The sequence below is a fragment of the Microbacterium saperdae genome, from assembly GCF_006716345.1.
Lineage (GTDB): Bacteria > Actinomycetota > Actinomycetes > Actinomycetales > Microbacteriaceae > Microbacterium > Microbacterium saperdae.
Genome location: NZ_VFOX01000001.1, coordinates 946,966 through 970,689 on the forward strand (window position 1 = coordinate 946,966; position 23,724 = coordinate 970,689).

The following is a 23,724-nucleotide window of genomic DNA, read 5'->3' on the forward strand; positions in this document are numbered from 1 at the left end:
AGGTCGGGAGAGAGACGGCCGACCGCGTGATGCGCCGAGTCAGGACTCGGTGTCGGATGCCGTTCCGCGTGCGGGGTTCACCGGGATCCGTACCGTGAAGGTGGTGTCGCCCGGCTCGCTGGCGACGGTGATGTGACCGCCGTGGCCCTCCACGATCGCCTTCGCGATGGCGAGCCCGAGTCCGGTGCCGCCGGTCTGCCTGGCCCGGGAGCTGTCGCCGCGGGCGAAGCGTGCGAACAGTTCATCGCGCACGCCCGGGTCGATTCCCGGTCCGTTGTCGTGCACGCGCAGCACGGCCTCGTCATCCTCCTGGGCGACGCTCAAGGTGATCACGGTTCCCGCGGGGGTGTGCGTTCGCGCATTCGCCAGCAGGTTCGCGACGACCTGGTGCATGCGTCCGGCGTCGCCGACGATGACGACCGGTTCCTCGGGAACCTCGATGCTCCACTCGTGATCGATCGCCGTGGGGCGCGCGTCGGAGAGGCCTTCGAGCGCGAGCTGGGCGAGGTCGACCGTGCCGTAGACGAGTTCTCGTCCTTCGTCGAGGCGTGCGAGCAGCAGCAGATCCTCGACGAGTCGGGTCATCCGCAGGGACTGCGCCTGGATACGCTCGAGCGACGAGGTGGTGCCCTCGATCGCCTCTTCCGGCGACTGCTTGCTCAGCGCCCGGAGCGAGAGCTCGGAGTATCCGCGGATGGATGCCAGTGGCGTGCGCAGCTCGTGACTCGCATCCGCGACGAAGCGCCGCATCCGCTCCTCGTTCTTCTGCCGCGCCGCGAGCGAGGCGTCGACGTGGTCCAGCAACGTGTTCAGGGAGGCGCCCACGAGTCCGGTCTCTGTGCGGGGGTCCGCTTCGGATGCCGGGATGCGCTCCGTGATGGTCACCGCGCCGCGGTCGAGCGGTTGGTTCGCGACCCGCATCGCTGTAGCGGCCACCGCCCGCAGCGGTCGGAGGCTGACCCGGATCGTGATGGCGGTCGTCAGCGCGAGCAGGATGAGTCCGCCGAGCGTCGCCAGCGCGATCACCGTGAGCAGTGTCGCGAGCTGGTTCTGGATCTCGTCGCGGGGGAGTCCGGTCACGATCAGGACGCCACTGGGCGTCGTGCTGACGGCGACCCGATACGACCCCACGTTCTCGATCGTGGCGTTCGCGATGTGATCAGAGCCCAGAGCTGCGGCGATCTGCGCGAGCTGTGCGTTGGTCAGCGTGGTCGCTGTACCGGTGACGGCCCCCTCATCGGTCGAGATGATCACGCCGCTCGCTCCGGTCACCTGGCTGAAGACCGCGAACAGCAGGCCCGGCGCCACGGGCGGGATCTGTGCAGGGAGGACGTTGTCGACCGTCGCCTGGCTCGGAGCGACCTTCTCCACCCACGTGCTGAGGCCGCGGGCGTTCGTGTAGAGCTTCTCATCGAGCTGACGCTCCATGGTGGTGGTCAACAGCGCGCTGGTGATCACGGCCACGATCACGAGGATGAGCGAGACGAACCCGATCACGGCGGTCATGAGTCGCGTCTGCAGGCTCATCGGGCGTCGCATCATCCCCGTCCTGCTCACTGCGGGGCCTTGATCATGTAGCCGACGCCGCGGACGGTGTGCAGCAGCGGAGTGCGTCCCGCATCGATCTTCTTGCGCAGGTACGAGATGTAAAGCTCGACGACGGATGACTTGCCGCCGAAGTCGTAGCTCCACACGCGGTCGAGGATCTGCGCCTTCGACAGCACGCGGCGCTCGTTGCGCATCAGATACCGGAGCAGCTCGAACTCGGTCGCGGTGAGGTCGATCTCGGTGCCGTCGCGCATGACCTCGTGGCTGTCCTCGTTGAGGGTGAGGTCGGCGACGCGCAGGATCGACTGGCCGTCGTCGGCGGTGGCGTGACCGGTGCGACGGATGATGGCGCGCAGGCGTGCGATGACCTCTTCCAGGCTGAAGGGTTTGGTGACGTAGTCGTCGCCACCGGCCGTCAGGCCCGCGACGCGGTCGCCGACGGCATCCTTCGCGGTCAGGAACAGCACAGGGACCAGGCTGCCGGACTCGCGGAGCCGCTTGAGCACGGCCATGCCGTCGAGGTCGGGCATCATGATGTCGAGCACCAGGGCGTCCGGCTCGAATTCACGGGCGACCTGGAGCGCCTCGAGGCCGGAGGATGCCGTGCGCACCTCCCACCCCTCCATCCGCAGCGCCATCGCGAGAAGGTCGGTGAGCATCTGCTCGTCGTCGACGGCGAGGATGCGCAGGGGGGAGCCGTCGGGGCGGCGCAGTTCGGGGAGGTCGTTGCTCATGCGACCATTCTGCGGAATCTCCTATGTGATTTCTATGGAGACTCCTATGTCTTGTCTGTGAGTACGCTCGCGGGAGATGATCGAACACCTGAGGTGGGGCTCAGGCGAGACGTTCGTCCGGCAGCGCGAGGAAGTCGATGCCGTCCTGCAGTGCCAGCCGATCCGACAGGAGTCCCGTCGCGCCGTCGAGATGTCCGGCAGCGCGCACGCTGAGTCGTCGCGGCCCGGCGAGCGCGTGGTAGACGGCGAACTGTCCGCGCGGGTCGACCGCGGGATCGAGCACGGCCGCACTCACGAGGGTGGGGATGCGCACGCGCCGGGCCGCGCTCGCCGCGTCGTAGTAGCCCAACACGGGCCGGACCTGGGGATGGGCGCGAAGGTGGAGGCGCACCGCCTCTCCGCTCCCGGTGCACGGACGGGTGAGTCGGACTCCGTGGTCGCCGAAGCTCGGTACGTCGAGCACGGCGCGGCGGAAGCGCGCATCCCAGGGGAGGGCCATCGCGCCGATCCCGCCGCCGAAGCTCCCTCCGCTGAAGTCGAGCGTGTCGGACGCGGACGGCGCGATCTCCAGGAGGACCGTGGCGGCCCGCCAGATGTCCGCGGCCGCGAACCGGTGCGAATAGGTGTCGCGGTGCGCGATGCCGGCGAGGACGTGCTCGTCGGGAGGGGAGGGGAAGCGGCTGGGAGTCCCCGCGTGGGTGCCGGGAGCGCAGGGGAAGATGGCTGCGGTGTCGGCCGGCACGCGGTCGAGGTCGGGTCCGCTGCGTCCTCCATACCCGTGCCCGACCACGAGGCCGCGCCGCGCGGATGACGGCGCGTGCGGCACCAGGAGATAGGCGACCGCCTGCTCCCCGGCCGACGAGTCGAAGTGGACTTCGCTGACGTGATGCGTAGCGGTGGCGTCCAGCTCGCGGGTACGTCGCCAGGGCACTGCCCCCGTGCCGAACTCGGCGAACGTCGCGTGCCAGAAGTCATCGAAGTCCGCGGGTTCCTCCGGCGCGGGCGGCGCCGCCATCAACGCGCTGAGGGAGTACTCGGTCAACTCCTCCGGCCGATCCTCGGTCATCGCGCGACTTCCTTCCGTGTTGAGTGTCTGCCTGACGACGCTACCGGCAGGCGCGAGGGCATCCGTCGCTCATTGACATGCTCGCATATAGATTGCATTATGTGCATCATGGATTCAAAGATGAATGCCGAGCCCGAAGACGGTTCCCTCCTGTGGAGCCGACGGTCCGTGTTGCGCATGCTCGTGATCGCGGGTGTCCTTCCTCCCGTCGTGGGGGCGCCGTTCGCGGCCGGGGCGCCCGCGTCGGCGACCACGACGACAACCGGGGCCTACCCCGATGCCCTCCGCCGGTTGGCGAAGCCGAACCTGGCGCTGTCGCAGATCGCACAGCTCGTGGGGGAGAACCATCGGATGACGTTCTACCGAGCCCAGTGGGACGGCGGGGAGACGATCGTCCGCGACCTCGAGGTCGCGCATGACGGCGGATGGCTGCTCCTGACCGATCCTGCGCACCGCTTCGACGAGCAGTGGATCGTCTTCGAAGGCACGCTGCCCGCCGGGAGCGCGCCCGAGCTCTACGGCCCGTTGCAGCCGAGCTGGCTGGGCTTCACCTCGCACGAGGTTCTCGGTGCGCAGGCGATCGAGCTGCGCACGAGCACGGATGACATCGACCTCGTCGTCCGCTGGCGGCTGGAAGGCCCCAACCCGGAGGCGCACTACGTGCTCACGGCCAAGACGGCCGGCGACTACATCGTCGGGTACCAGAGCCAGGACGCGAAGGCGCTCGACGATCTCGAGGAAGTGCTCTGCGGGTCCTACCAGCACGCCCTCTCCGTGCTCGACGGCTCGGCGCCGCTCGGGGCCTGGGAGCTCTTCGCGCCCATGGCCCTGACCCAGTACGCGGTCGGGAACGTACCCGTCACCTCCGGCGTCTACCTTCCGTCCGAGGTCGCGGAGTTCGTGCATGAACGTCAGCTGATGTCGGATCGGCAGCCGTACGGGATGAGTCTGCGCAGCGACAGCCTCGACATCGTGCCGTGCATGTACTCGCCGCAGCCGGGTCTGCGCACCACGATGACCGCCGGGCAGCAGCGCGGCTTCGCCTTCGGGCTGGCAGCCCGTGCCGACACCCTCTACGGCACGTACACGCAGCTGTGCCGGGGCGAGTACGGGCTCACGGCGTATCGACACAACGTCTACGATCGCTCCCTAACCGATGCGGTGCATGCCATGGCCGAGCTGATCGCGGTCGAGCCGGACGGCGACGACTCCGTCGACTACATCCCCTCGTACTCCGGATGGTGGAACCGGGCGAAAGGATTCGTCGATGTCGAGAACGAGGATGCCGTGCGCGCCGCAGCGAGCGGAGTGGTGCTCTCCGCGCACTACCTCACCGGCACGGCGGACAGCACACTCTACGACCGCCGCGCTCGCCCGCTCATCGAGTACCAGCTGTCGCGCAAGGGGATCGGCCACTCGCCCGTGATCGGCAGTCCGGTCTACAACGACACCACGCAGTACCGCATCGGGCGCATTCCCACGGATGCGGTGAACCTGACGGCCCTGTATCAGCTCACACACGGCCGGAACGCGGGGATACAGCGCCTCGCCGTGCAGGCGACCAAGGCCGGAACGGTGGGGCAGAGCAGGGCTCCCTTCGCCAACGCCCTGGCGACCTACCGGGCAACGGGCGATCCCGCCTACCTCGCCGAGGCGAAACTCATCGGCTCGCGCTACGTGCAGGAGCAGATCCTCACCCCGTACCGCGGCAACGGGCAGCCTCCAGGGGGCTTCGCCTACAGCTTCTCGAAGTACTGGGTGGATCTGCTGGAGCTGTTCGAGGTCACCGGGGAGGAGGAGTTCCTCGAGGGCGCGTACCGCGAGGTGCAGCGCTTCCTCACGCAGACCACGGTGCGACCGGTGCCGGATGAGACCGTGACCGTGCCGTCCGGTGCCGTGATCAAGCAGCAGTACGACTGGGAGTCGCGCAGCTCACTGCCCGGCTATCCCACGACGACCGTTCCGACCGAGACCGTGCCCGCCTGGTACGTGTCGCCGTCGGGGCTCACCTTCGAGGCCCTCTCCTCCTTCAAGCTCGGGCTCAGCACGCTGGCCAACCCCGGCGGCGGCTATGTCTTCAACCCGTGCTGGGCCGGGGCGCTGCTGCGTCTGGCCCATCACACCGGCGACTCCCTGATCGCGGACGTCGCCCACAACATGGTGATCGGGCGCTTCACGACCTACCCCGGCTATTACGGGCGACAGTTCCAGGTCGCGCACATGAAGCCGGGCTTCGCCACCAGCGGACCTGTCGGGATCACCGGGTACTACTTCCACCACGCTCCCGCCCAGCTCGGCCTCGCGATGGACTACCTCATCAGCGAGAGCTTCTATCGCAGTGCGGGCAGCATCGACTTCCCTCATGTGTTCGAAGCGGACTTCGCGTACTTCAAGTTCTTCGCGTACGGCCACGCTCCCGGTACCTTCTTCGGCGAGGACGGCGTATGGCCGTACTTCCCCGCCGGACTGGTCGCTCTCGACAACCCGCTCGTCAACTGGTTGGCCGGAGTCGGGAACGATTCCCTCTATGTCAGCCTCACCAATTCCGCCGCGAGTGCGCAGCAGGTGGTGGTCGATCTCTCGAGTGATCTGACCGGACTGCCCCGCAACTCGGCCCCGGCCGTCGAGGTGGTCGCCGCCGACGGCAGCCGCTCCACGCAGACCGCGCACGACGGGCGGATCACGGTCAGCGTGCCGGCGCGCGGGCTGGTCGCGCTGGTCGTGCGCGATGTGGAGGTGCAGAAGCCCGCTCTGCCGTCGGACGACATCGCCGATCACGGTCCCGACACCTTCCACGAGGTGGATTCCGACCCGGCGACCGATTACGGTCTCGCGCGAGGCATGCTGCTGATGCGCCCCGGTGGCGACGGCTATGACGCGTATGTCCAGATCGACACCGAGCAGACGGCGACGCTGCGCTATCGGATCGGCGACCAGGCCGTGCAGCAGGCGCCGGCGAAGGGGTACCCCTACGAGTGGACGATCCCGGTCGACGACCTGACCCAGACCTTCCGCTACACGATCACCGCCGGTGGTGTCACGACCTCGGAGGTCACGCTGCGTGTACCCGCGCGCATCAGCGGGCAGAACGCCGCGATCGTCGGAGACGTGGTCGCGCAGGCGACGGGCACCGCGGGCGACCGCGTGCCGCTCGTGATCGAGGTGCGCAACGCCACGGATGAGGCGATCGCGGGCACGGTGGCGCTCACTCTGCCCGGTGGATGGCAGGTGGATGGTGCCGTGCCGGCGGTCTCGGTCGCCGCGGGGGCCTCGGGCAGAGTGGAGACGGCCGTCGTGATCGCGGCGAACGCGACACTCGGCGAGGTCGAGGTGAAGGGATCGCTCTCGATCCCGGGGGAGCCCGCCGTGGCGCTCCGAGCGGCGACGATCGAGGTCATCGACCGGCGCCGGCTGGTGTCGCTGTCGACGGACACCGCGATCGTCAGCGGCCCGGGTGCCGTCGCGAAGCTGACCGCCGTCGTCATCAACACCGGTGTGACCCCGCTGCAGGGCACGCTCGCCCTCTACGGCACGACGGGGTGGATCGTCGGCCCGCAGAGCGCCACCATCACGGTGCCGCCCCGATCCGATCTGACCCACACCTGGACGGTGACGGCCGGCTCCGGTGTCGCGCCCGGCTCATCGACCCGCTTCGAGGCGCGGCTGGACCAGACGCTGCGCCGCGGGGTGCTGGTCCGCATCGCCGACGAGGGCGTGATCACGCACACCCAGTCGCCGTGGCCGGGGTATCTCGAGGCCGGGAACTGGTATCCCAGCGGACTGTCGGGCTGGAACGGCACTCGCACGCGGTACAGCGACAACGACTCCGTCGGCAGCACCGTGACCTGGAACGCGGATCTTCCGCAGGCCGGGTTGTACAGCGTCTCGGTCTGGTATCCGACGAATGCCACCACGACGACCTCCGCCGCGTACATCGTCACGCACAAGAGCGGAGACACCGAGGTGATCGTGAACCAGACGCAGGGTGCCGCGGCATGGCGATCGCTCGGCACCTACCGGTACGACGCCGACGCGGTCGGCACGGTGCGTCTCGAGGTGCGCAACACCAGCATCCATCGGGTGAGTGCTGCGCAGTTCGTGCGTATCGGCGACTGACCCGACCGCATCGGGGCGGACGACAGAACGGGTGGTAGGGCCGGAACGGATCCGGCCCCACCACCCGTTCCTGGTCGCGGGCGAGGGGGGCAGCTCAGTGCCGTACGTACTCCTGGATCGCGGCCTCGTCGACCGTCACGCCCAGGCCAGGGCCGGTCGGGACGAGGAAGCCGCCGTCCGGCTGGACCTCGAGCGGGGTGGTGAGCAGACGGTTGGCAACCGGCAGCGTGAAGGGCTGGTACTCGAAGGCCAGGAGCGAGGTGGCGCTCGCCGCCACATGCACGCCCGCCGCCATCGCGATGCCGAACGCCGCGGAATGGTGCGGGGCCACCGGCACGTGGAAGGCATCCGACACGGCGGCGATCGCGAGTCCCTCGGTGATGCCCGTGCGCCCGATGTCGGGCTGCGTGAGCCCGACGGCGCGACGGGTGAGCCAGTCGGTGAACTCGAAGCGACTCCGCATCGCCTCGCCGATCGCGACCGGCGTGGAGAGCGAGGCGGCCAGGTCGCGGTGGCCCTCGACGTCTTCCGGCGCGAGCGGGGCCTCGAAGAACCAGGCGTGGCGGTCGTCGAGCTCTCGGCCGAGCGTCTTGGCCTCGCCCAGGCGGTACGTCCAGTGCGCATCGAGCGCCAGGTCCAGGTCGGGGTGCACCGCGCGGATCGCGTCGTAGGTCGCGAGGTCCGTGCGGATGTCGACGCCGAGGTGCAGCTTGATGCGACGAACACCGGCCTCGACCAGCTCCGCTGCCTTGTCGGCACGTTCGGCGTCGTCGACACCCCGGATGCCGGAGACGTAGGTCGGGAGGACCTCGGTGAAGCGCCCGCCGGCGAGCTCGGAGACGGAGAGCCCCGTCGCGTGGCCCCACAGATCCCAGAGTGCGATGTCGACCGCGGCCATGGCATCGGCCTGGTGACCGGTGAGGTGTCCGCGCTCGCGCATCGACTCCGACATCCGATGCCACAGGGTGCGCACCGAGCGGGGGTCCTCGCCCAGGATCAACGGCGTGAGCAGGTTGTCGACGATCGCGGCGGCGACCACGGGCGCGACGGGGGCGAGGGCTTCGCCCCAGCCGACGAGGCCGTCATCGGTCTCGATCTTCACCAGCAGCGTCTCGTAGCCGGGGGAGTACAGGCTGCGCCACGGCGGTCGGATGACGTAGCCGCGGTGCTCGACCGCGGTGTCACCCGCGTAGGAGTTGTCGGCATCCTCCTTCGAGAGGTAGAGCGGGAAGGTCTGTACGCGCGCGATTCTCACAAGGGTCTCCAAAGACAGAGCGGGGCGAGCTGCCTACGGCCGGTGCCGCAGCAGTGTGGTCGAGCTGCCGCGTGCGCCGCGGCAGGGGGCTCAGAGGGTCGCGAACGAGCTCGCGGTGCGGGAGGGGCTGTAGCCGAGGGCGACGGAGATCTCGTCGGCGGCCTCGATCAGCTGCAGCGCGAGCTCCTGGTGGGGGGCGTGCAGGTCCAGCACCGAGAGCGGACCGCTGGCCGAGAGGCCGGCGACGATCTCGCCGGCGCGGTTGTGGATCGGCGCGGCGATGCAGGCGCGACCGAAGGCGAGTTCCTCGATCTCGGTCGCGTATCCGCGGCTGCGGGTCTCTTCCAGGGCGATCTCCATCGCGTCGCGGTCGACGATCGTGTGCGGGGTGAACCGTTGCGGAGTCTGGGCGAAGTACTCATCGACCATGGCGCTGGGCATGCCCGACAGCAGGGCCTTGCCCAGGCCCGTGGCGTGCAGCGGTCCGGTGCGACCGGCCATCGCGAACGACTTGGGAGCGAGGGCGCCCTCGAAGTTGCAGAGGTAGGTGAAGGTGAAGCCGCTGAGCTCGGCGACGTTGACGCCGATCTCGATCTTGCGCGCGAGGTTCTGGGCGATCTGACGCGAGGCGCGGAAGATCGGCGAGCCGTTGATCGCGATCGTGCCCAGGGAGACGGCGGCGGGACCGAGTCGGTACAGACCGGTGCGGCCGTCCTGCACCACGAACTTCATGCGGTCGAGCGCGGACATCATGCGGGAGACGGTGGACTGGCCGAGACCGGTCAGGGTGCACAGTTCCGAGACCCGGAGTTCCCCCGACTCCTCGGTGAAGCACGCGAGCAACGACATCGCCCGTTCGACCGTCTGCGTGCCGCCCACGGATTCCGATGCCATCGCGTCTGCTCCTCCACTCTGCCGCCGCTTGTGCGACGCTGCGGCTCCTCGCCGCTGCCAGTCATCCTAATGAGAGAAATGATGCGGAGCAACACAAATGTGGGTGTCTTATGCATTTTGTGGATTTCGCATCCGCATTGTGGTTGACTAAGCGCACGTCACCGCCGACGACTGCGACGACGACGTGCAGGGCCCCACGCGGGGTCTTCCCTTATTCGGAAAGTGAATGCAATGCCACAAGCCACCCTTGAGCGGCCTGCGATTCGCGAGCAGGTCGAGCAACGCTCCGGGCGTCGTTCCACGCTGGGTGCGAAGGATCGCACCTTCGGATTCATGATCGCACTTCCCGCGGTCCTGTTGTTCCTCGTGATCGCGATCTTCCCCCTCGTGTCGAGCATCGGAACGAGCCTCTACGACCAATCGCTGCTGCGTCCGGAGCGCACGTTCGTCGGCTTCGACAACTACGTGGCGATCTGGGACGAGTTCTTCGCACGCCTGGGCACCACCCTCGTGTTCGCCTCGCTCTCGACGGTCTTCCCGCTCGTGCTCGGCGTCGCCCTCGCCCTCCTGCTCAATGCGCGCATGCGGGGACGCAACATCCTGCGGGGCGCGCTGATGCTGCCCTGGCTCCTCCCCGGCGTCGTCGTCTCCTTCCTGTGGGCCTGGATCTTCAACGACAGCTACGGCGTCGTCAACCATGTGCTCTCCACGTTCGGGCTCCCGGAGGTCAGCATGCTGGGTCAGCCCGTCGGTGCGATGGCCGCCGTCGTCATCGCCAAGACCTGGCACTCGTTCCCCTGGATCATGGTCGTCGCGCTCGCGGTGCTCCAGACCCTGCCCAGCGAGCAGATCGAGGCGGCGACCATCGACGGTGCGACCAGGGCCCAGCGCTTCCGCTACATCTCCCTCCCGCACATCGCCGGCCCGGTCACGCTCGTGGCGGTGCTCGAGTTCATCTACAACTTCGGCAACTTCGACACGATCTTCGTCATGACCGGCGGAGGACCGGGCAACTCGACCACCACGCTCGCGGTCAGCCTGTACCACCTCGCGTTCGGCAGCTACGAGCTCGGCAAGGCCTCCGCGATGGGCGCCCTCTGGCTCGTCCTGCTTGCGATCATCTCGAGCGGCTACCTGCTCCTCAACCGACGACTGGAGAAGTGATGCGCCGTTCGCGCGACATCGGCGAGTCGATCATCCGCCCGCATCTGTCCATCCCCGGCCGTGTCCTGCTCCTGCTGCTGGCGCTCTTCGGTCTGCTCCCCATCTACTGGCTGACCGCGACCGCCTTCACCAAGAAGGAGGACGTCTTCGCCCTCGATCGCCCGTTCTTCCCGGTCGACCCGACCATCGAGAACTTCGTCGGGTTCTTCCAGAACGACGCGCTGCTCAGGAATCTCCTCAACAGCGTGATCGTCTCGACGGGCACCGCGGTGCTCGCCGTGCTGGTCGGAGGGCTCATGGCCTACTCGCTGTCGAAGTTCCGCTACCGCGGACGCAACGCGATCATGTTCATGTTCCTGATCGGGCAGCTGATCCCCGGGGCGCTGCTGCTCATCTCCCTGTACCTGATGCTGAGCTCCGCCGGACTGCTCTACACCTACACGGCGCTGATCATCTCGTTCACGACGTTCACGCTGCCGCTCGCGGTGTTCCTGCTGAAGGGCATCATCGACGCCCTCCCCGATGACATCCTCGAGGCGGCGAAGGTCGACGGACTCTCGCGCACAGGGACGATGTTCCGCATCGTGTTCCCGCTCGTGGTGCCCGGTCTCATCACGGCAGGGATGTTCGCGTTCATGCGCGGCTGGAGCGACCTGCTCTTCGCACTGACGCTCGCCGGACCAGACAAGCAGACGCTTCCGGCCGGCCTCACCCAGGCGTTCATCCGCGAAGGCACGGCCGACTGGCCGGCGCTCATGGCAGCCTCGCTGATCACGTCCTTGCCGCTCGTCATCATCTTCATCCTCCTGCAGCGCTACTTCGTCTCCGGCCTCGCCGCCGGAGCCGTCAAGGGGTAGCGATGCGCCGCCCGAATGCACGTACCCCACATCACGAAGGAGCAGTCTCCATGAACCTCTCGAACTCGCAGCTGAGTCGCCGGGCCTTCCTCGGCGGCGGCAGCGCCCTGGCCGCGTTCGGCCTGCTCGCCCTCACCGGTTGCGCCACGCCGACCGCGACAGGCGTCGGCACCGGTGCCGGCGTGAACGCCGCGACCAAGGCCAAGACCATCAACTTCTACGGCAACTCGCTCGGCGAGGAGGCGCTGAAGTCCGCCTGGCAGGGGATCCTTGACGGGTTCTCGAAGGAGGCGGGGGTGAAGGTCGCCCCCGTCATCTACCCCTACGACCAGGCCGCCACGCAGCTCGCCCTCACCGGGCGCTCCGGCAAGCTCCTCGGCGTCGGACAGTCCGGCGGATGGCAGGTGCTCACGCCCATGGACGTGCTGGCCGACCTCACCGATCTCGCGAAGGGGCTGGGCATCCCGCAGGGCGTGCTCGACTCGTACACGATGGACGGCAAGCTGCTGGTGCTCCCGCTGACGGCGGCCGGTATCGGCATGATCACGAACGGCGAGATCGCCCAGAGCGTCGGCATCAAATCGGGCATGAGCGTGGAGCAGTTCGCCACGGCGCTCGAGAAGATCAAGAAGCAGGACTCCTCGCTGATCCCGTACGCCGCGGTCACGAAGAACCCCGACCTCAAGGACGCTGTGCACTGGATGTGGGGCTTCGGCAGCGACGTCGTCACGGACGATTTCACCTGCACCATCGGTGACGCGGAGAGCGTCAAGGCCATCACCTGGTACAAGTCGCTGCAGGACGCGGGGCTGACGCAGACGAACGTGGCCCGCAGCGATGCGCGCATCCTGTTCGCGAGCGGCCGCGCCGCGATCTACGATGACGCACCTCTCGCCTCGACCTTCGTGAAGACGAACGGTGCCGCGCAGAACATCATCGACAACATCGGTGCGATCTCGCGGCCGACCTCCGGTGGCAAGGACTCGTTCAACCGGGCATGGGGCAGCGGTCTGTTCGCGAGTGCCGGCGAGGGCGAGCTCACGAGTCGCGAGTTCATCTCGTACGCCGCGACCAACGTCGAGGCCGCGACGGCGCTCTACGAGAACTCCGCCGTCGCTCCGGCCGCCAAGAGCGTGGCCGACCAGATCCCCGCGCTCGCCGCCGACAAGTTCCAGCAGGCGTTCCGCACCGAGGTCTCGGAGCACGCTCGCGGTGCCGCGTGGGACCGTGTGGCCGTCACGGCGCAGATCGACGCCGCGATCGGTGGCGGTGTCGCCACGATCCTCGCGGGTCAGGTCGACGTGCAGGCGGGCCTCAATGCGCTGAAGAAGGAAGTCCAGGGGCTGCTCGACTCGAACACCTGAGTTCCTGACACACGAAGAAGGCCGCGTCCCTCTGGGCGCGGCCTTCTTCGTGTGTCAGCGACCGAGGTCAGAGCCAGCGCTCGCGCAGCACGGGTTTGAGCCAGGCGGCGGGTGAGGAGATCGACAGGCCGCCGTCCACCGCGAGGGAGGTGCCGGTGACGAACGATGCGGCGTCCGAGGCGAGGAACGCCACGACCGCGGCGACCTCTTCCGGGCGGCCGATCCGACCGAGCGGGTACCCCTCGGTCTCGCCGGTGTCGCTCGCGGAGATGCTGCCGGGCTGTACGGCGTTCACCCGGATGCCACGGGGGCCGTAGTCGAGCGCGAGCTGGCGCACGAGGCCCTCGACGCCTGCCTTGGCGGCCGCGTAGGCGGCGAGGGCGGGGGCAGCGAGCGTCGCATTTACCGAGGTGACGGCGACGATCGAGGAGCCGGGCGCGAGGTGGGGGAGTGCGGCACGCGCCACGAAGAACGCCGAGTCCAGCGTGGCACCGAAGGCGCCGCGCCAGTCGTCGTCGCTCGTCGCATCGGCGCGCGCGATCGGCATCCGACCGGCTGCGAGGACCACCACGTCGATGCTGCCGAGGGTCTGCCGCGCGTCGGCCACCGTGAGCTCGGCGGTCTCGGGCATGCTGCAGTCGGCGGTGACGTACTTCGTGAACACCGCGTCCGTGCACTCCTCGATCCCGACGCCGACGACCGAGTCACCACCGTCGACGAAGGCGCGGGCGATCGCGATGCCGATATCGGAACTGCCGCCGATCAGCAGCACACCGCGGCCGGTCACACGCGCACCGCGACCGGGAGCGGCGGGAGGGCGAGCTCGTCGAGGACCACGTGCACGGCGGCACGGCTGCCGGCGTCGAGGCCGGCAGCGGGGTAGCGGACGGTGGCGTGCTCGATGATGCCGCGCGCGACCAGGATCTCCTTGTGCACCGCCCACGCGATGCCACCCTGCAGTCCGATCAGCACGAGAGGGAGCATACGACGGAACGCGGCGCGCGCATCGTCGACGCGCCCCGCGACGAAGTCCGCGAGCACGGGGCCGAGCAGGTCGGGGAACTCGCACGCCGGCATGGTGCCCACGGCACCCCGCGCGTACTCCTCGAGGCAGAACTGGGCATTCTGCCCGCCGAGAACGGCGAACGCCGGATCGGTGATCGCGTCCACCACGGCGCCCACCTTCGGGGCCGTGGGTGGGGACTCGACCTTGACCGAGTCGACGCCGTCGAGGAGGGCGAGCTCGGCGATGAGCGCGGGGGTCATGGCGACACCGGTGACGCCGGGAGCGTCCTGGACCATCACCGACAGGGAGGTGGCGTCGGCGACATCTCCGTAGAAGTCGATCAATGATGCGGCCGGAGGCTTCACCATGAACGGGGGGAGGACCATGAGTGCGTCCGCGCCGCCGTCCTGCGCGAGCAGCGCCTGCTCGATCGACGTGGCCGTCGAGGTGCCGTTGACGCCGGCGATGACGGGCACGTGGCCGTCGACCACCTCCACCACGTCATCGAGGATCATCCTGCGCTCCTCGGTGGTGAGGGCGAATCCCTCGCTCGCCATCCCGAAGACGGCCACGCCGTCCACGCCGGAGGCGAGCTCGAACTCGACCAGTCGGCGAAGTCCCGCACGGTCGAGGGCCCCCGTACTGTCGAAGGGGGTCGCCAGAATCGGCATCAGGCCGTGGAGTTTCAGAGCCATGGGCTACTTTCCCTGCTTCCGCATTGTCGGTTCGCATTTCTCGCAAGTGTTATGCATATTGTGAGATAGTCTGCCACATAACGGTTATCCGCTACCACTGAAAGCTGTCAACGATGTCGCGTTCCTCGCTCTCACGCACCGTCGAGATCCTCTCCGATGCGCGCTACGTCCAAGCGGAGTCCCCGCGCTGGGACGGACGCGACGGGACGCTCGCGTGGATCGATATGGCGACAGGCGCGTTCCACCGGGGTCGGTTCGCAGACGGCCGGGTCGTCCCCGAGGCGGCGGTCGTCGTCGGCGCCCAAATCGGCGCGCCGGTGCCGCTCGTCGCCGAAGGAGCGGGATGGGCGGTCGCCGTCGACCAGGGGCTTGTGCATGTGAGCGACGCCGGTACGGTCTCTCCGCTCGCGACCGACGTCGCCCGCACAGGTGACTACATGAACGACGGCGGGGCGGATCCGTTCGGCCGCTTCTGGGTGGGCAGCCAGGCGATGCCCCGCGATCCGCACTGCTCCCTGTGGAGCTTCGACTCCCGGGGAGTGCCGACCGAGAGGCTGAGCGGAGTGACCGTGTCCAACGGGCTGTCCTTCGATCGCAGCGGCTCCACCCTCTACTACATCGACACGCTGCCGCACCGGAGCATCGAGGCCTTCGATGTCGCGCCGGACGGTCGGCTCTCGAATCGTCGCACGGTGTGCCGGGTCGATGGCGGCAATCCCGACGGCATGACGATCGATCAGGAGGGCCTGCTCTGGGTGGCCGTCTGGGATGCCGGGGAGGTGCGCCGGTACTCTCCCGACGGTGCGCTCGTGGAGACCATCGCGCTCCCGGCGACCCGCCCGACGGCCGTCGCCCTGGTCGACCGACTGCTGGTGGTCACGACGGCGAGCGTCGGGCTCGCGCACCCCGCCGAAGCGGACGGCGCGCTGCTGGGCGTGGAGGTCGAGGTCGGCGGGTCTCCGGCTCTGCCCTGGGCCGGTACGCCTCCCACCACGGATACGGCCCACTCCGCGGCGGCCGGCGAGGTGGCGCGATGAGCACGGTGGACAACACGCAGCTCCAGCTCCGCCTGGCGTCGAGCAGGATCGTCGCCATCCTCCGTGGGACGGACGTCGATGCCACGGTCGCCGCCGCACGCACGCTGCTGGACGTCGGCATCCTGACCCTCGAGATCACCCTGACCCTGCGTGATGCGGAGGAGGCGATCGCACAGCTGGTGCAGGACGCGCCCGCTGACGCGCTGATCGGGGCGGGTACCGTGCTCGACGAGGGCGACGTCGATCGGGCCGTCTCCGCGGGCGCGCAGTTCCTGGTCACTCCCACCCTCAACGACTCCGTCCCCTACGCCGTGGCGCAGAGCATCGGCATCCTTCCGGGCGTCTACACGCCCACCGAGATCCAGCGCGGCCACGATCTGGGCAGCGCAGCCGTGAAGCTGTTCCCGGCTGCGACCCTGGGGGCGGGGTTCATCCGCGCGGTGCGCGACCCCTTCCCCGGTGCGCGGATCATCCCGGTCGGAGGAGTGACCGCCGCCACCGTCGGCGACTACCTCGCGGCGGGGGCCTTCGGCGTCGGAGTCGGCGGCCCGCTCGTCGGCGATGCGGCCTCACCGGGCGGAGACCTCGACGCGCTGGCGGTGCGTGCGCGGTCGTTCCTCGACGCGCTGCGGGTCGACTGACCGGCAGCGTCATGCGTCCATAGCCTTCTCATCATCCGTCCCTCGAATCCGCATAGCGCTGCTCCTTAACGTCGATCTCGCCCCGCGATGTCCGCGGCAGAAGGAGAGAGATGTACGGAACATATCTGCGGCGCGAACTCGCCGGCCGCAAGAAGCAGACCATGATCGTCGCGATCGGATTGGCGATCGCGATCGCACTCGTGATCATCGTGAACGCGCTCACGGCCGGCGTACGGGATGCCCAGGCGCAGGCCCTGGAGTCCGTGTACGGCGTCGGCACCGACCTCACCGTCACGGGTGCCGCGACGGAACCCGGTGAGGGCGGCGGGCCGCGATTCGAGTTCGACGCGGAATCCGGTGAGACGGACGGTGACACCACGACGCTCAACCAGTCCCGGCTGAGCACCGATGTCATGCGCGGCACCCTGGACGCCTCGGTGCTCGACACGGTCGCCTCCACCGACGGGGTGGCAGGGGCGACCGGTGCGTTGAGCCTCACGAACTCCACGTTCTCCGGCGAGCTCCCCAGCGGTGGCTTCGGCCCGCAGGACGGCGGAGACGGGGGAGAGGGCGCGCCCGCAGAGGGCCAGGCACCCCCGGCGGGAGGAGCGGATGGTGCGGGCGGAGGCGCCTTCGGCGTCGATTCGTTCTCGGTGCTCGGCATCGACCCCGCAGCGACCGCCGTCGGCCCGCTCGCATCCGTCGAGGTCAGCGACGGACGCGCTTTCGACGGCGATGACAGCGGAGCTCTCGTCGCCCTCGTCGACAGCACCTACGCCACCACGAACGAGATCGCCGTCGGAGACACCATCGACGTCGCCGGCTCCGATGTCGAGGTCGTCGGCATCCTCTCCTCCACGTCGGATGCCGCCGACACGGCCGCGAACGTCTACCTCCCGCTCGACACGGCACAGCAGCTCGCCGGCGTCGACGATGTCATCTCCACCGTCTACGTGCAGGCGGACTCGGCCGCATCGATCGATTCCGTGCAGGCGGTGCTCGCCGATGAACTGCCGGATGCGACCATCACCTCCCAGGCGGAACTGGCCTCCAGCGTCTCCGGTTCCCTCTCCAGTGCGACCTCGCTCATCACGAACCTCGGCACCTGGCTCTCGATCATCGTGCTCGCCGTCGCGGTGCTCCTGTCGGTGCTGCTCACCCTGTCCGGCGTCGGACGACGCACGCGCGAGTTCGGCACACTCAAGGCGATCGGCTGGTCGAACGGCCGCGTCGTGCGACAGGTGGCCGGGGAATCCATGGTGCAGGGCCTGATCGGCGGCGCCGTCGGACTCGTGCTCGGCATCGCGGGCATCGTCGCGATCAACATCATCCGCCCGACGGTCGCCGCGACGACCGCGAGCGCAGGACAGGGCGGCCCAGGAGGCATGGGTGGCGGACCCACCGGCGGAGGTGCCGGGGGCCCGATGTTCCAGTCGACCCAGGCGGCAGACATCGTGCTGCAGGCACCGTTCACCCCCTGGGTGCTGGTGGCGGCCGTCGGGCTCGCCGTGCTCGGCGGACTGATCGCCGGGGCGTTCGGCGGATGGCGCGCGGCGCGACTCAGCCCGGCCGAGGCGCTCCGCTCCGTGGCCTGAACATCGCGGACCACGCTCGACACTTCAGACACTCGAATCCAAGGAGACAGACATGACCATCGCAGACCTGGCGCCCACGGCGCCGACGACGGAGGAGAACCGACCGCTGTACCGCGCGACGGGTGTGACCCGCACCTACGCGCAGAAGGGAAGGACGGTGAAGGCGCTGACCGGGGTGGATCTGGAGATCATGCCCGGCGAGTTCGTGACGATCCAGGGGCCGACCGGGGGCGGCAAGTCGACACTGCTGCAGCTCCTGGGCGCGCTCGACTCGCCGTCGGCGGGCTCGCTCCTGCTGAACGGCACAGAGCTCGCGACCGCCTCGGCGAAGGAGCTCGGACGCATCCGGGCCGAGGAGATCGGCTTCGTCTTCCAGGGCTTCAACCTCATCCCCACGCTCACGGCGGCGGAGAACGTCAACATGGCGTTGGAGCCGATGAACCTCGACAGGGCGGAGCGGTCGCGGCGTGTGGCCGAGGCGCTCGCGCACGTCGGACTCGACGACCGTGGTGATCATCTGCCCACTGAACTCTCCGGCGGCCAGCAGCAGCGCGTGGCGATCGCACGGGCGATCGTGAAGCGTCCACGCGTGCTGCTCGCCGACGAGCCGACGGGCAACCTCGATGAGAGCATGCGCGATGAGATCCTCGCGCTGCTCGAATCGCTGTGCGCCGAGGGCATCACCATGATCGTGGTCACCCACGACTCGGCGGTCGCGCGCCGTGCGACGCGCCGCCTCCGCCTCTCGAAGGGCACGGTGCAGGACATCACGCGCTGACGAGCGCCGCAAAAAGGGGGCCCGGCGTCAGCGGGGCCCCCTTCGTGCTGTCCGTGATGGCGTCAGTGGGTGTCTTCTGCTTCGATCTCGGTGCGGTCGCCGGACCACTGGGTGTGGAAGGTTCCGGGCTTGTCGATGCGCTTGTAGGTGTGTGCACCGAAGAAGTCGCGTTGTCCCTGCACGAGCGCGGCGGGGAGCCGGTCGGCGCGGATGCCGTCGTAGTACGACAGCGAGGACGAGAACGCGGGGGCGGGGATGCCGGCCTGGGCGGCGGCGACCACGACGCGGCGCCAGGCGGCCTGGGCGCGGGTGATCGCTTCGGTGAAGTACGGGGCGGTGAGCAGCACGGGCAGTGCGGGCTCGGCGGCGTAGGCGTCGGCGATGCGGTTCAGGAACTGGGCGCGGATGATGCATCCGCCGCGCCAGATCTTGCTGATGGCGCCGAGATCGATGTTCCAGTCGTATTCGGCGGCACCGGCACGGATCTCGTCGAAGCCCTGCGAGTACGCGACGATCTTCGACGCGTACAGGGCCAGGCGCACGTCCTCGATGAACGCGTCCGGGTCGGCGACCGTGAACGCCTCGTCGGGGCCGGGAAGGGCTCCGGCGACGGCGCGCTGTTCCGGGTGGGACGACAGCGAGCGGGCGAAGGTGGCCTCGGCGATGCCGGAGACGGGCACGCCGAGGGCGAGCGCGGTCTGCACGGTCCATGCGCCGGTGCCCTTGGCGCCGGCCTGGTCCAGGATCACGTCGACCAGCGGCTCGCCGGTGGACGCGTCGACCTGGCGGAGCACCTCGGCGGTGATCTCGATCAGGTAGGACTCCAGCTCGCCCCGGTTCCATTCGGCGAAGATCTCTGCGATCTCGGCGGGGGTCTTGCCGGTGCCGCGACGGATCAGGTCGTACGCCTCGGCGATCAGCTGCATGTCGGCGTACTCGATGCCGTTGTGGACCATCTTCACGAAGTGTCCGGCACCGTCGTGACCGACGTGGGTGACGCACGGCTCGCCTTCGGCGACCGCCGCGATGGACTTCAGGATCGGGCCGAGCGTGACCCAGGACTCGTCCGAGCCGCCGGGCATGATCGAGGGGCCGAGCAGAGCACCCTCCTCGCCACCGGAGATCCCGGCGCCGACGAAGTTGATGCCCGTCTCACGCACCGCCTTCTCGCGGCGGATCGTGTCGGGGAAGTACGCGTTGCCACCGTCGACGATGATGTCGCCGGGCTCGAACACCTCGACCAGCGAGTCGATCACGGCGTCGGTGGGACCGCCGGCCTTGACCATGATGATCGCGGTGCGCGGCTTCTGCAGGCTGTCCGCGAACTCCTGGTAGGTCTGCGCGGGCGCGAACCCGGCCTCCGGGTGCGCGTCGAGAAGCGACTGCGTCTTCTCATAGCTGCGGTTGAAGATCGCCACGGTGTTGCCCTCGCGGCTCGCGAGGTTGCGGGCGAGGTTCGACCCCATGACGGCGAGTCCGACGACTCCGATGTTCGCTGATGCTTCGGGCACAGATGGCTCCTCGATCGTGAAGAAGGGTTGCTTTCAGCGTATCGCTGTGTGCGGGGTTCGAGCGCCCCTATGTCACCGAATGCGTCGTCGGGGTCGGGTCGCGGGTTCCGAGCAGACACCCGGGGGCCTCTACGCTGGAAGCGTCCATCGACGTTCCGAGGAGGAATCAGCGTGGCCGAGTCCCAGAACAGGGTGAGAGCGGTCGTGGCGGTACCGCTGCGCGAGGAGCTCTGCCGGCTCATCGAGGAACGCGAACCGCGTCTGCAGGTGATCCGCGATCACACCCTCGTTCCGCCGATGCGAGGCCCAGCGGACTGGTCGGGCGATCCCGCTTTCACGCGGACACCCGCGCAGCAGGCGGCCTTCGACGAGATGGTCGACTCCGCCGACGTGCTCTTCGGCATCCCGGACGTCGATCCGCAGGCGCTCGCCCGCACCGTCTCCGCCAATCCGCGACTGCGGTGGGTCATGACGACCGCGGCCGGCGGCGGCAGCACGATCAAGGCCGCCGGGCTCGCGCGCGCGGACCTCGACCGCATCCTCTTCACGACCAGCGCCGGCGTGCACGGTGGGACTCTGGCCGAGTTCGCGGTCTTCGGTGTCATGGCCGGGGCGAAGGAGCTCCCTCGTCTGCTCGCGGACCAGCATGATCGGGTCTGGCCCGACCGTTGGGAGATGCGGCAGATCGACGAGATGACCGTGCTCATCGTCGGGCTCGGCGGCATCGGCTCGGAGTGCGCGCGACGCTTCCATGCGCTCGGTGCGCAGGTGTGGGGCACGACCCGCTCCGGAGAGCCTGTCGACGGCGTGGATCGTCTGGTTCCGCTCGACGCGCTCGTCGACGCGGTGCGGGAAGTCGACGCGGTCGTGGTGACTCTGCCGGGTACCGCGCAGACGCACCACCTCATCGGTGAGGAGGTGCTCGCCGCGATCAAGCCCGGAGCGATCCTCGCGAACGTCGGGCGCGGCAGCGTGATCGACGAGAAGGCGCTGCTCCCCGCGCTCGACGACGGGCGGGTGGCCTTCGCCGCCCTCGACGTGTTCGAGCACGAGCCCCTGGATGCCGGATCGCCGCTGTGGGGGCATCCGCGCGTGCTGGTGAGCCCGCACACGGCCGCGCTCAGCTCGCGCGAGGAGGAACGCATCGCGCGACGTTTCGCGGAGAGTGCGACCCGACTGCTCGACGGAGAGCCGCTGCGCGCCGTCGTCGACACGGTCGAGTTCTATTGAGTACCGCGTGAGTGCCGCGCGTCACGCGCAGGCGAAGACATTCATCGGAGAGCAGGGAGCAGGATGACACGCATCGTCGTGATGGGGCCGAGTGGTTCGGGGAAGTCCACGGTCGGTCGCGCCCTCGCCGATCGCCTCGCCGTGCGCTTCATCGACGCCGACGATCTGCACCCGCAGGCCAATGTCGAGAAGATGGCCGCCGGTGTTCCGCTCGACGACACGGACCGCATGCCCTGGCTCGCCCTCGTGGGCACCGCGCTGAATGAGGCGGACGACATCGTGATCGCGTGCTCCGCCCTCAAGCGCGCCTATCGCGATGCGATCCGCAGCCAGGCCCCCGATGCGTTCTTCGCGGAGCTGTCCGTCAGCCGAGCCGTGCTGCAAGCGAGGGTCAGCTCTCGAGGGGATCACTTCATGCCCACGTCACTGGTCGACTCGCAGCTGCAGACGTGGGAACCGCTGGAGCACGACGAGGCCGGAGTCCGTGTCGACGAGTCGGCTGACGTGGATCAGGCGACGGCGATCATCCGCGACGCCCTGGAGACGCGCACCGTCTGACGATGCGCGTGTGCGCTCAGTCCTTGCGGTAGCCCGATCGGCCGAGCGAGAACAGCGCGATGAACGACGTCACCGCAGCGCATACCGTCATGGCTCCGATGACCCAGAGGAGTACGTGCGAGAGGAAGGCGCCGTCGAGCATGAGGTCTCCGTGATCTGCAGAAGGGAACGGTGTTCTCAGCCTATCGGGTCATCCGGTACCATTGAGTCTGTACCTCGGCGAGGGATGCTTCAGCGCGTGCGCTGTCATCCGTTATCGACGCGGCGAAGCAAGCCCGGTGGCTTTCCTCACGCGTCCGCGTTCGAGATCACTATTCACAGACCACCGCGCGGCATCTTCGCTGCGTGTCCCGAAGGAGAACCACATGTCTGAAGACACCAAGGTCCACGCCGAGCTCCGCGCGAGCTTCGGCAAGGGCTTCGCCCGTCGCCTGCGCGCTGCCGGCAAGATCCCCGCCGTCATCTACGGTCACGGCACCGAGCCCGTGCACGTCGCACTCCCGGGCCACCAGGTCTCGCTGCTCCTGCGTCGCGCGAACGCGCTGCTCGAGCTCGACATCGAGGGCACGCCGCAGCTCGCGCTGGTCAAGGACGTCCAGAAGGACCCCGTGCACCAGATCATCGAGCACATCGACCTGCTCGTCGTGAAGAAGGGCGAGAAGGTCGCCATCGACGTGCCGATCATCGTCACCGGCGAGTCCGCTCCCGGAACGATCGTCAACCAGGACGCGAACACGATCTCGATCGAGGCCGAAGCGACCCACATCCCGCAGAACGTCGAGGTCTCGGTCGACGGTCTCGAAGACGGTGCGCACATCACCGCCGCCGACGTCAAGCTCCCCAAGGGCTCGTCGCTGCTGACCGACGCCGACGTGCTCGTCATCGCGATCTCGATCCCTGCCGAGCAGGACCTCGGTGAAGAGGGCGAAGCCGCCGCTGACGACGAGGCAGCCGAGGAGGCCGCCGCGGAGTGATCCCCGACAGTTTCACCGCAGAGGGGGCGCGATCCGATCGCGTCCCCTCTGTCGTATCCTGACCGGGTCGTGGAGACGGCCCGGGCCGAGAGGACGAGAACAGCATGACATCGACCTGGATCGTGGTCGGACTCGGAAATCCGGGTCCCCGCTACGAGGCGACACGGCACAACATCGGCCAGATGGTCGTGGACGAGCTCGCCGCTCGCCGCGGCGAGAGCTTCCGTGAGCACAAGGGAGGCGCGCGCGTCGTCGAGACCTGGTTGCGCCCCGGCGCCGACAAGCTCGTGCTGGCGAAGCCCAACACCTTCATGAACGTCTCCGGTACCCCGGTCGCCGCCCTCGCGCGCTTCTACTCCGTCCCGCCGGAGCAGATCGTGGTCGTGCACGACGAGCTCGACATCCCCTTCGACACGATCAAGCTCAAGATCGGGGGAGGCCACGGTGGTCACAACGGCGTCCGCGACATCGCACGGGCGATTACGACCCCCGACTTCCCGCGGGTGCGTGTCGGCATCGGTCGCCCGGTCGGACGCCAGGATCCCGCGGACTGGGTGCTCTCCCCGTTCGGCAAGGACGAGCGGGCGAACCTGCCGATCCTGATCGACGATGCCGCGGATGCGGTGGAGCTCCTCGTCGCCGAGGGACTGGTCGCCGCACAGCAGAAGCACCACGCGCCGCGCTGAGCGCGACACGGGGCG

At 68.7% G+C, this 23,724-nt stretch carries 21 protein-coding genes; 12 read left to right on the forward strand and 9 right to left on the reverse strand.

Annotated features, from left to right (window positions below; all coding sequences use genetic code 11):
* Positions 1 to 39: 39 nt before the first annotated feature.
* The 3 genes from FB560_RS04510 to FB560_RS04520 all read right to left on the reverse strand — a co-directional run bounded on the left by FB560_RS04510 (position 40) and on the right by FB560_RS04520 (position 3,348).
* On the reverse strand, positions 40 to 1,527 hold the full coding sequence (locus FB560_RS04510) for a sensor histidine kinase (protein ID WP_141873120.1): 1,488 nt from the start codon (positions 1,525 to 1,527) through the stop codon (positions 40 to 42).
* A 26-nt stretch (positions 1,528 to 1,553) separates the two neighbouring features.
* Complete coding sequence (locus FB560_RS04515; RefSeq protein ID WP_141871262.1) at positions 1,554 to 2,282, reverse strand: response regulator transcription factor; 729 nt, start codon at positions 2,280 to 2,282, stop codon at positions 1,554 to 1,556.
* Between the two features lie 100 nt (positions 2,283 to 2,382).
* Positions 2,383 to 3,348, reverse strand: coding sequence for an acetylxylan esterase (locus tag FB560_RS04520; RefSeq protein WP_141871263.1), 966 nt, complete (start codon positions 3,346 to 3,348; stop codon positions 2,383 to 2,385).
* A gap of 108 nt (positions 3,349 to 3,456) precedes the next feature.
* On the opposite strand from FB560_RS04520, the gene FB560_RS04525 reads away from it, so the two are divergent.
* Positions 3,457 to 7,464, forward strand: a complete 4,008-nt coding sequence (locus FB560_RS04525; protein WP_141871264.1) for a golvesin C-terminal-like domain-containing protein — start codon at positions 3,457 to 3,459, stop codon at positions 7,462 to 7,464.
* Between the two features lie 94 nt (positions 7,465 to 7,558).
* Here FB560_RS04525 and FB560_RS04530 read toward each other — a convergent pair whose 3' ends face one another.
* Both FB560_RS04530 and FB560_RS04535 read right to left on the reverse strand, forming a co-directional pair.
* On the reverse strand, positions 7,559 to 8,719 hold the full coding sequence (locus tag FB560_RS04530; protein WP_141871265.1) for a mandelate racemase/muconate lactonizing enzyme family protein: 1,161 nt from the start codon (positions 8,717 to 8,719) through the stop codon (positions 7,559 to 7,561).
* Positions 8,720 to 8,809: 90 nt separating this feature from the next.
* A complete protein-coding gene (locus tag FB560_RS04535) occupies positions 8,810 to 9,613 on the reverse strand; it encodes an IclR family transcriptional regulator (protein WP_141871266.1) in 804 nt (267 codons plus the stop codon).
* 333 nt (positions 9,614 to 9,946) lie between these two features.
* Between FB560_RS04535 and FB560_RS04540 the strand changes: the two genes are divergently transcribed.
* The 3 genes from FB560_RS04540 to FB560_RS04550 are packed head-to-tail and all read left to right on the forward strand — an operon-like array spanning position 9,947 to position 12,998.
* On the forward strand, positions 9,947 to 10,777 hold the full coding sequence (locus FB560_RS04540; protein WP_229673263.1) for a carbohydrate ABC transporter permease: 831 nt from the start codon (positions 9,947 to 9,949) through the stop codon (positions 10,775 to 10,777).
* Positions 10,777 to 11,634, forward strand: coding sequence for a carbohydrate ABC transporter permease (locus FB560_RS04545; RefSeq protein ID WP_141871268.1), 858 nt, complete (start codon positions 10,777 to 10,779; stop codon positions 11,632 to 11,634). Before FB560_RS04540 ends, FB560_RS04545 begins: the two co-directional genes overlap by 1 nt.
* 50 nt (positions 11,635 to 11,684) lie before the next feature.
* On the forward strand, positions 11,685 to 12,998 hold the full coding sequence (locus tag FB560_RS04550; RefSeq protein WP_141871269.1) for an ABC transporter substrate-binding protein: 1,314 nt from the start codon (positions 11,685 to 11,687) through the stop codon (positions 12,996 to 12,998).
* 67 nt (positions 12,999 to 13,065) lie between these two features.
* On the opposite strand, the gene FB560_RS04555 is transcribed toward FB560_RS04550, so the two are convergent.
* Together FB560_RS04555 and FB560_RS04560 are read right to left on the reverse strand one after the other, a co-directional pair.
* Positions 13,066 to 13,785: an SDR family NAD(P)-dependent oxidoreductase gene (locus tag FB560_RS04555; RefSeq protein WP_141871270.1), complete on the reverse strand. Its 720-nt coding sequence runs from the start codon at positions 13,783 to 13,785 to the stop codon at positions 13,066 to 13,068.
* The gene (locus FB560_RS04560) at positions 13,782 to 14,699 is read right to left on the reverse strand and encodes a dihydrodipicolinate synthase family protein (RefSeq protein WP_141871271.1); all 918 of its coding nucleotides are present in this window, start codon (positions 14,697 to 14,699) and stop codon (positions 13,782 to 13,784) included. Before FB560_RS04560 ends, FB560_RS04555 begins: the two co-directional genes overlap by 4 nt.
* Before the next feature lie 113 nt (positions 14,700 to 14,812).
* Here FB560_RS04560 and FB560_RS04565 point away from each other — a divergent pair, with 113 nt between their 5' ends.
* From FB560_RS04565 to FB560_RS04580, 4 genes are all read left to right on the forward strand, one after another.
* Entirely contained in the window at positions 14,813 to 15,736 is a 924-nt protein-coding gene (locus FB560_RS04565) for an SMP-30/gluconolactonase/LRE family protein (RefSeq protein WP_141871272.1), read from the forward strand.
* Positions 15,733 to 16,377, forward strand: a complete 645-nt coding sequence (locus tag FB560_RS04570; RefSeq protein ID WP_141871273.1) for a bifunctional 4-hydroxy-2-oxoglutarate aldolase/2-dehydro-3-deoxy-phosphogluconate aldolase — start codon at positions 15,733 to 15,735, stop codon at positions 16,375 to 16,377. Before FB560_RS04565 ends, FB560_RS04570 begins: the two co-directional genes overlap by 4 nt.
* A gap of 110 nt (positions 16,378 to 16,487) precedes the next feature.
* Entirely contained in the window at positions 16,488 to 17,972 is a 1,485-nt protein-coding gene (locus FB560_RS04575; RefSeq protein WP_141871274.1) for an ABC transporter permease, read from the forward strand.
* Positions 17,973 to 18,024: 52 nt separating this feature from the next.
* The gene (locus tag FB560_RS04580) at positions 18,025 to 18,750 is read left to right on the forward strand and encodes an ABC transporter ATP-binding protein (protein ID WP_188895249.1); all 726 of its coding nucleotides are present in this window, start codon (positions 18,025 to 18,027) and stop codon (positions 18,748 to 18,750) included.
* 62 nt (positions 18,751 to 18,812) lie between these two features.
* Here FB560_RS04580 and gndA read toward each other — a convergent pair whose 3' ends face one another.
* Positions 18,813 to 20,261 (reverse strand): NADP-dependent phosphogluconate dehydrogenase, encoded by a 1,449-nt coding sequence (gene gndA / locus FB560_RS04585; RefSeq protein ID WP_141871275.1) that lies wholly within the window; start codon positions 20,259 to 20,261, stop codon positions 18,813 to 18,815.
* Positions 20,262 to 20,432: 171 nt separating this feature from the next.
* On the opposite strand from gndA, the gene FB560_RS04590 reads away from it, so the two are divergent.
* Both FB560_RS04590 and FB560_RS04595 read left to right on the forward strand, forming a co-directional pair.
* A complete protein-coding gene (locus FB560_RS04590; protein ID WP_141871276.1) occupies positions 20,433 to 21,491 on the forward strand; it encodes a D-2-hydroxyacid dehydrogenase in 1,059 nt (352 codons plus the stop codon).
* Positions 21,492 to 21,554: 63 nt separating this feature from the next.
* Positions 21,555 to 22,049, forward strand: coding sequence for a gluconokinase (locus FB560_RS04595; RefSeq protein WP_141871277.1), 495 nt, complete (start codon positions 21,555 to 21,557; stop codon positions 22,047 to 22,049).
* A gap of 16 nt (positions 22,050 to 22,065) precedes the next feature.
* On the opposite strand, the gene FB560_RS21045 is transcribed toward FB560_RS04595, so the two are convergent.
* On the reverse strand, positions 22,066 to 22,191 hold the full coding sequence (locus FB560_RS21045) for a hypothetical protein (protein ID WP_267901898.1): 126 nt from the start codon (positions 22,189 to 22,191) through the stop codon (positions 22,066 to 22,068).
* Between the two features lie 223 nt (positions 22,192 to 22,414).
* Here FB560_RS21045 and FB560_RS04600 point away from each other — a divergent pair, with 223 nt between their 5' ends.
* Both FB560_RS04600 and pth read left to right on the forward strand, forming a co-directional pair.
* A complete protein-coding gene (locus FB560_RS04600) occupies positions 22,415 to 23,023 on the forward strand; it encodes a 50S ribosomal protein L25/general stress protein Ctc (RefSeq protein WP_141871278.1) in 609 nt (202 codons plus the stop codon).
* A gap of 104 nt (positions 23,024 to 23,127) precedes the next feature.
* Complete coding sequence (gene pth / locus FB560_RS04605) at positions 23,128 to 23,709, forward strand: aminoacyl-tRNA hydrolase (protein WP_141871279.1); 582 nt, start codon at positions 23,128 to 23,130, stop codon at positions 23,707 to 23,709.
* Positions 23,710 to 23,724 lie beyond the last annotated feature (15 nt).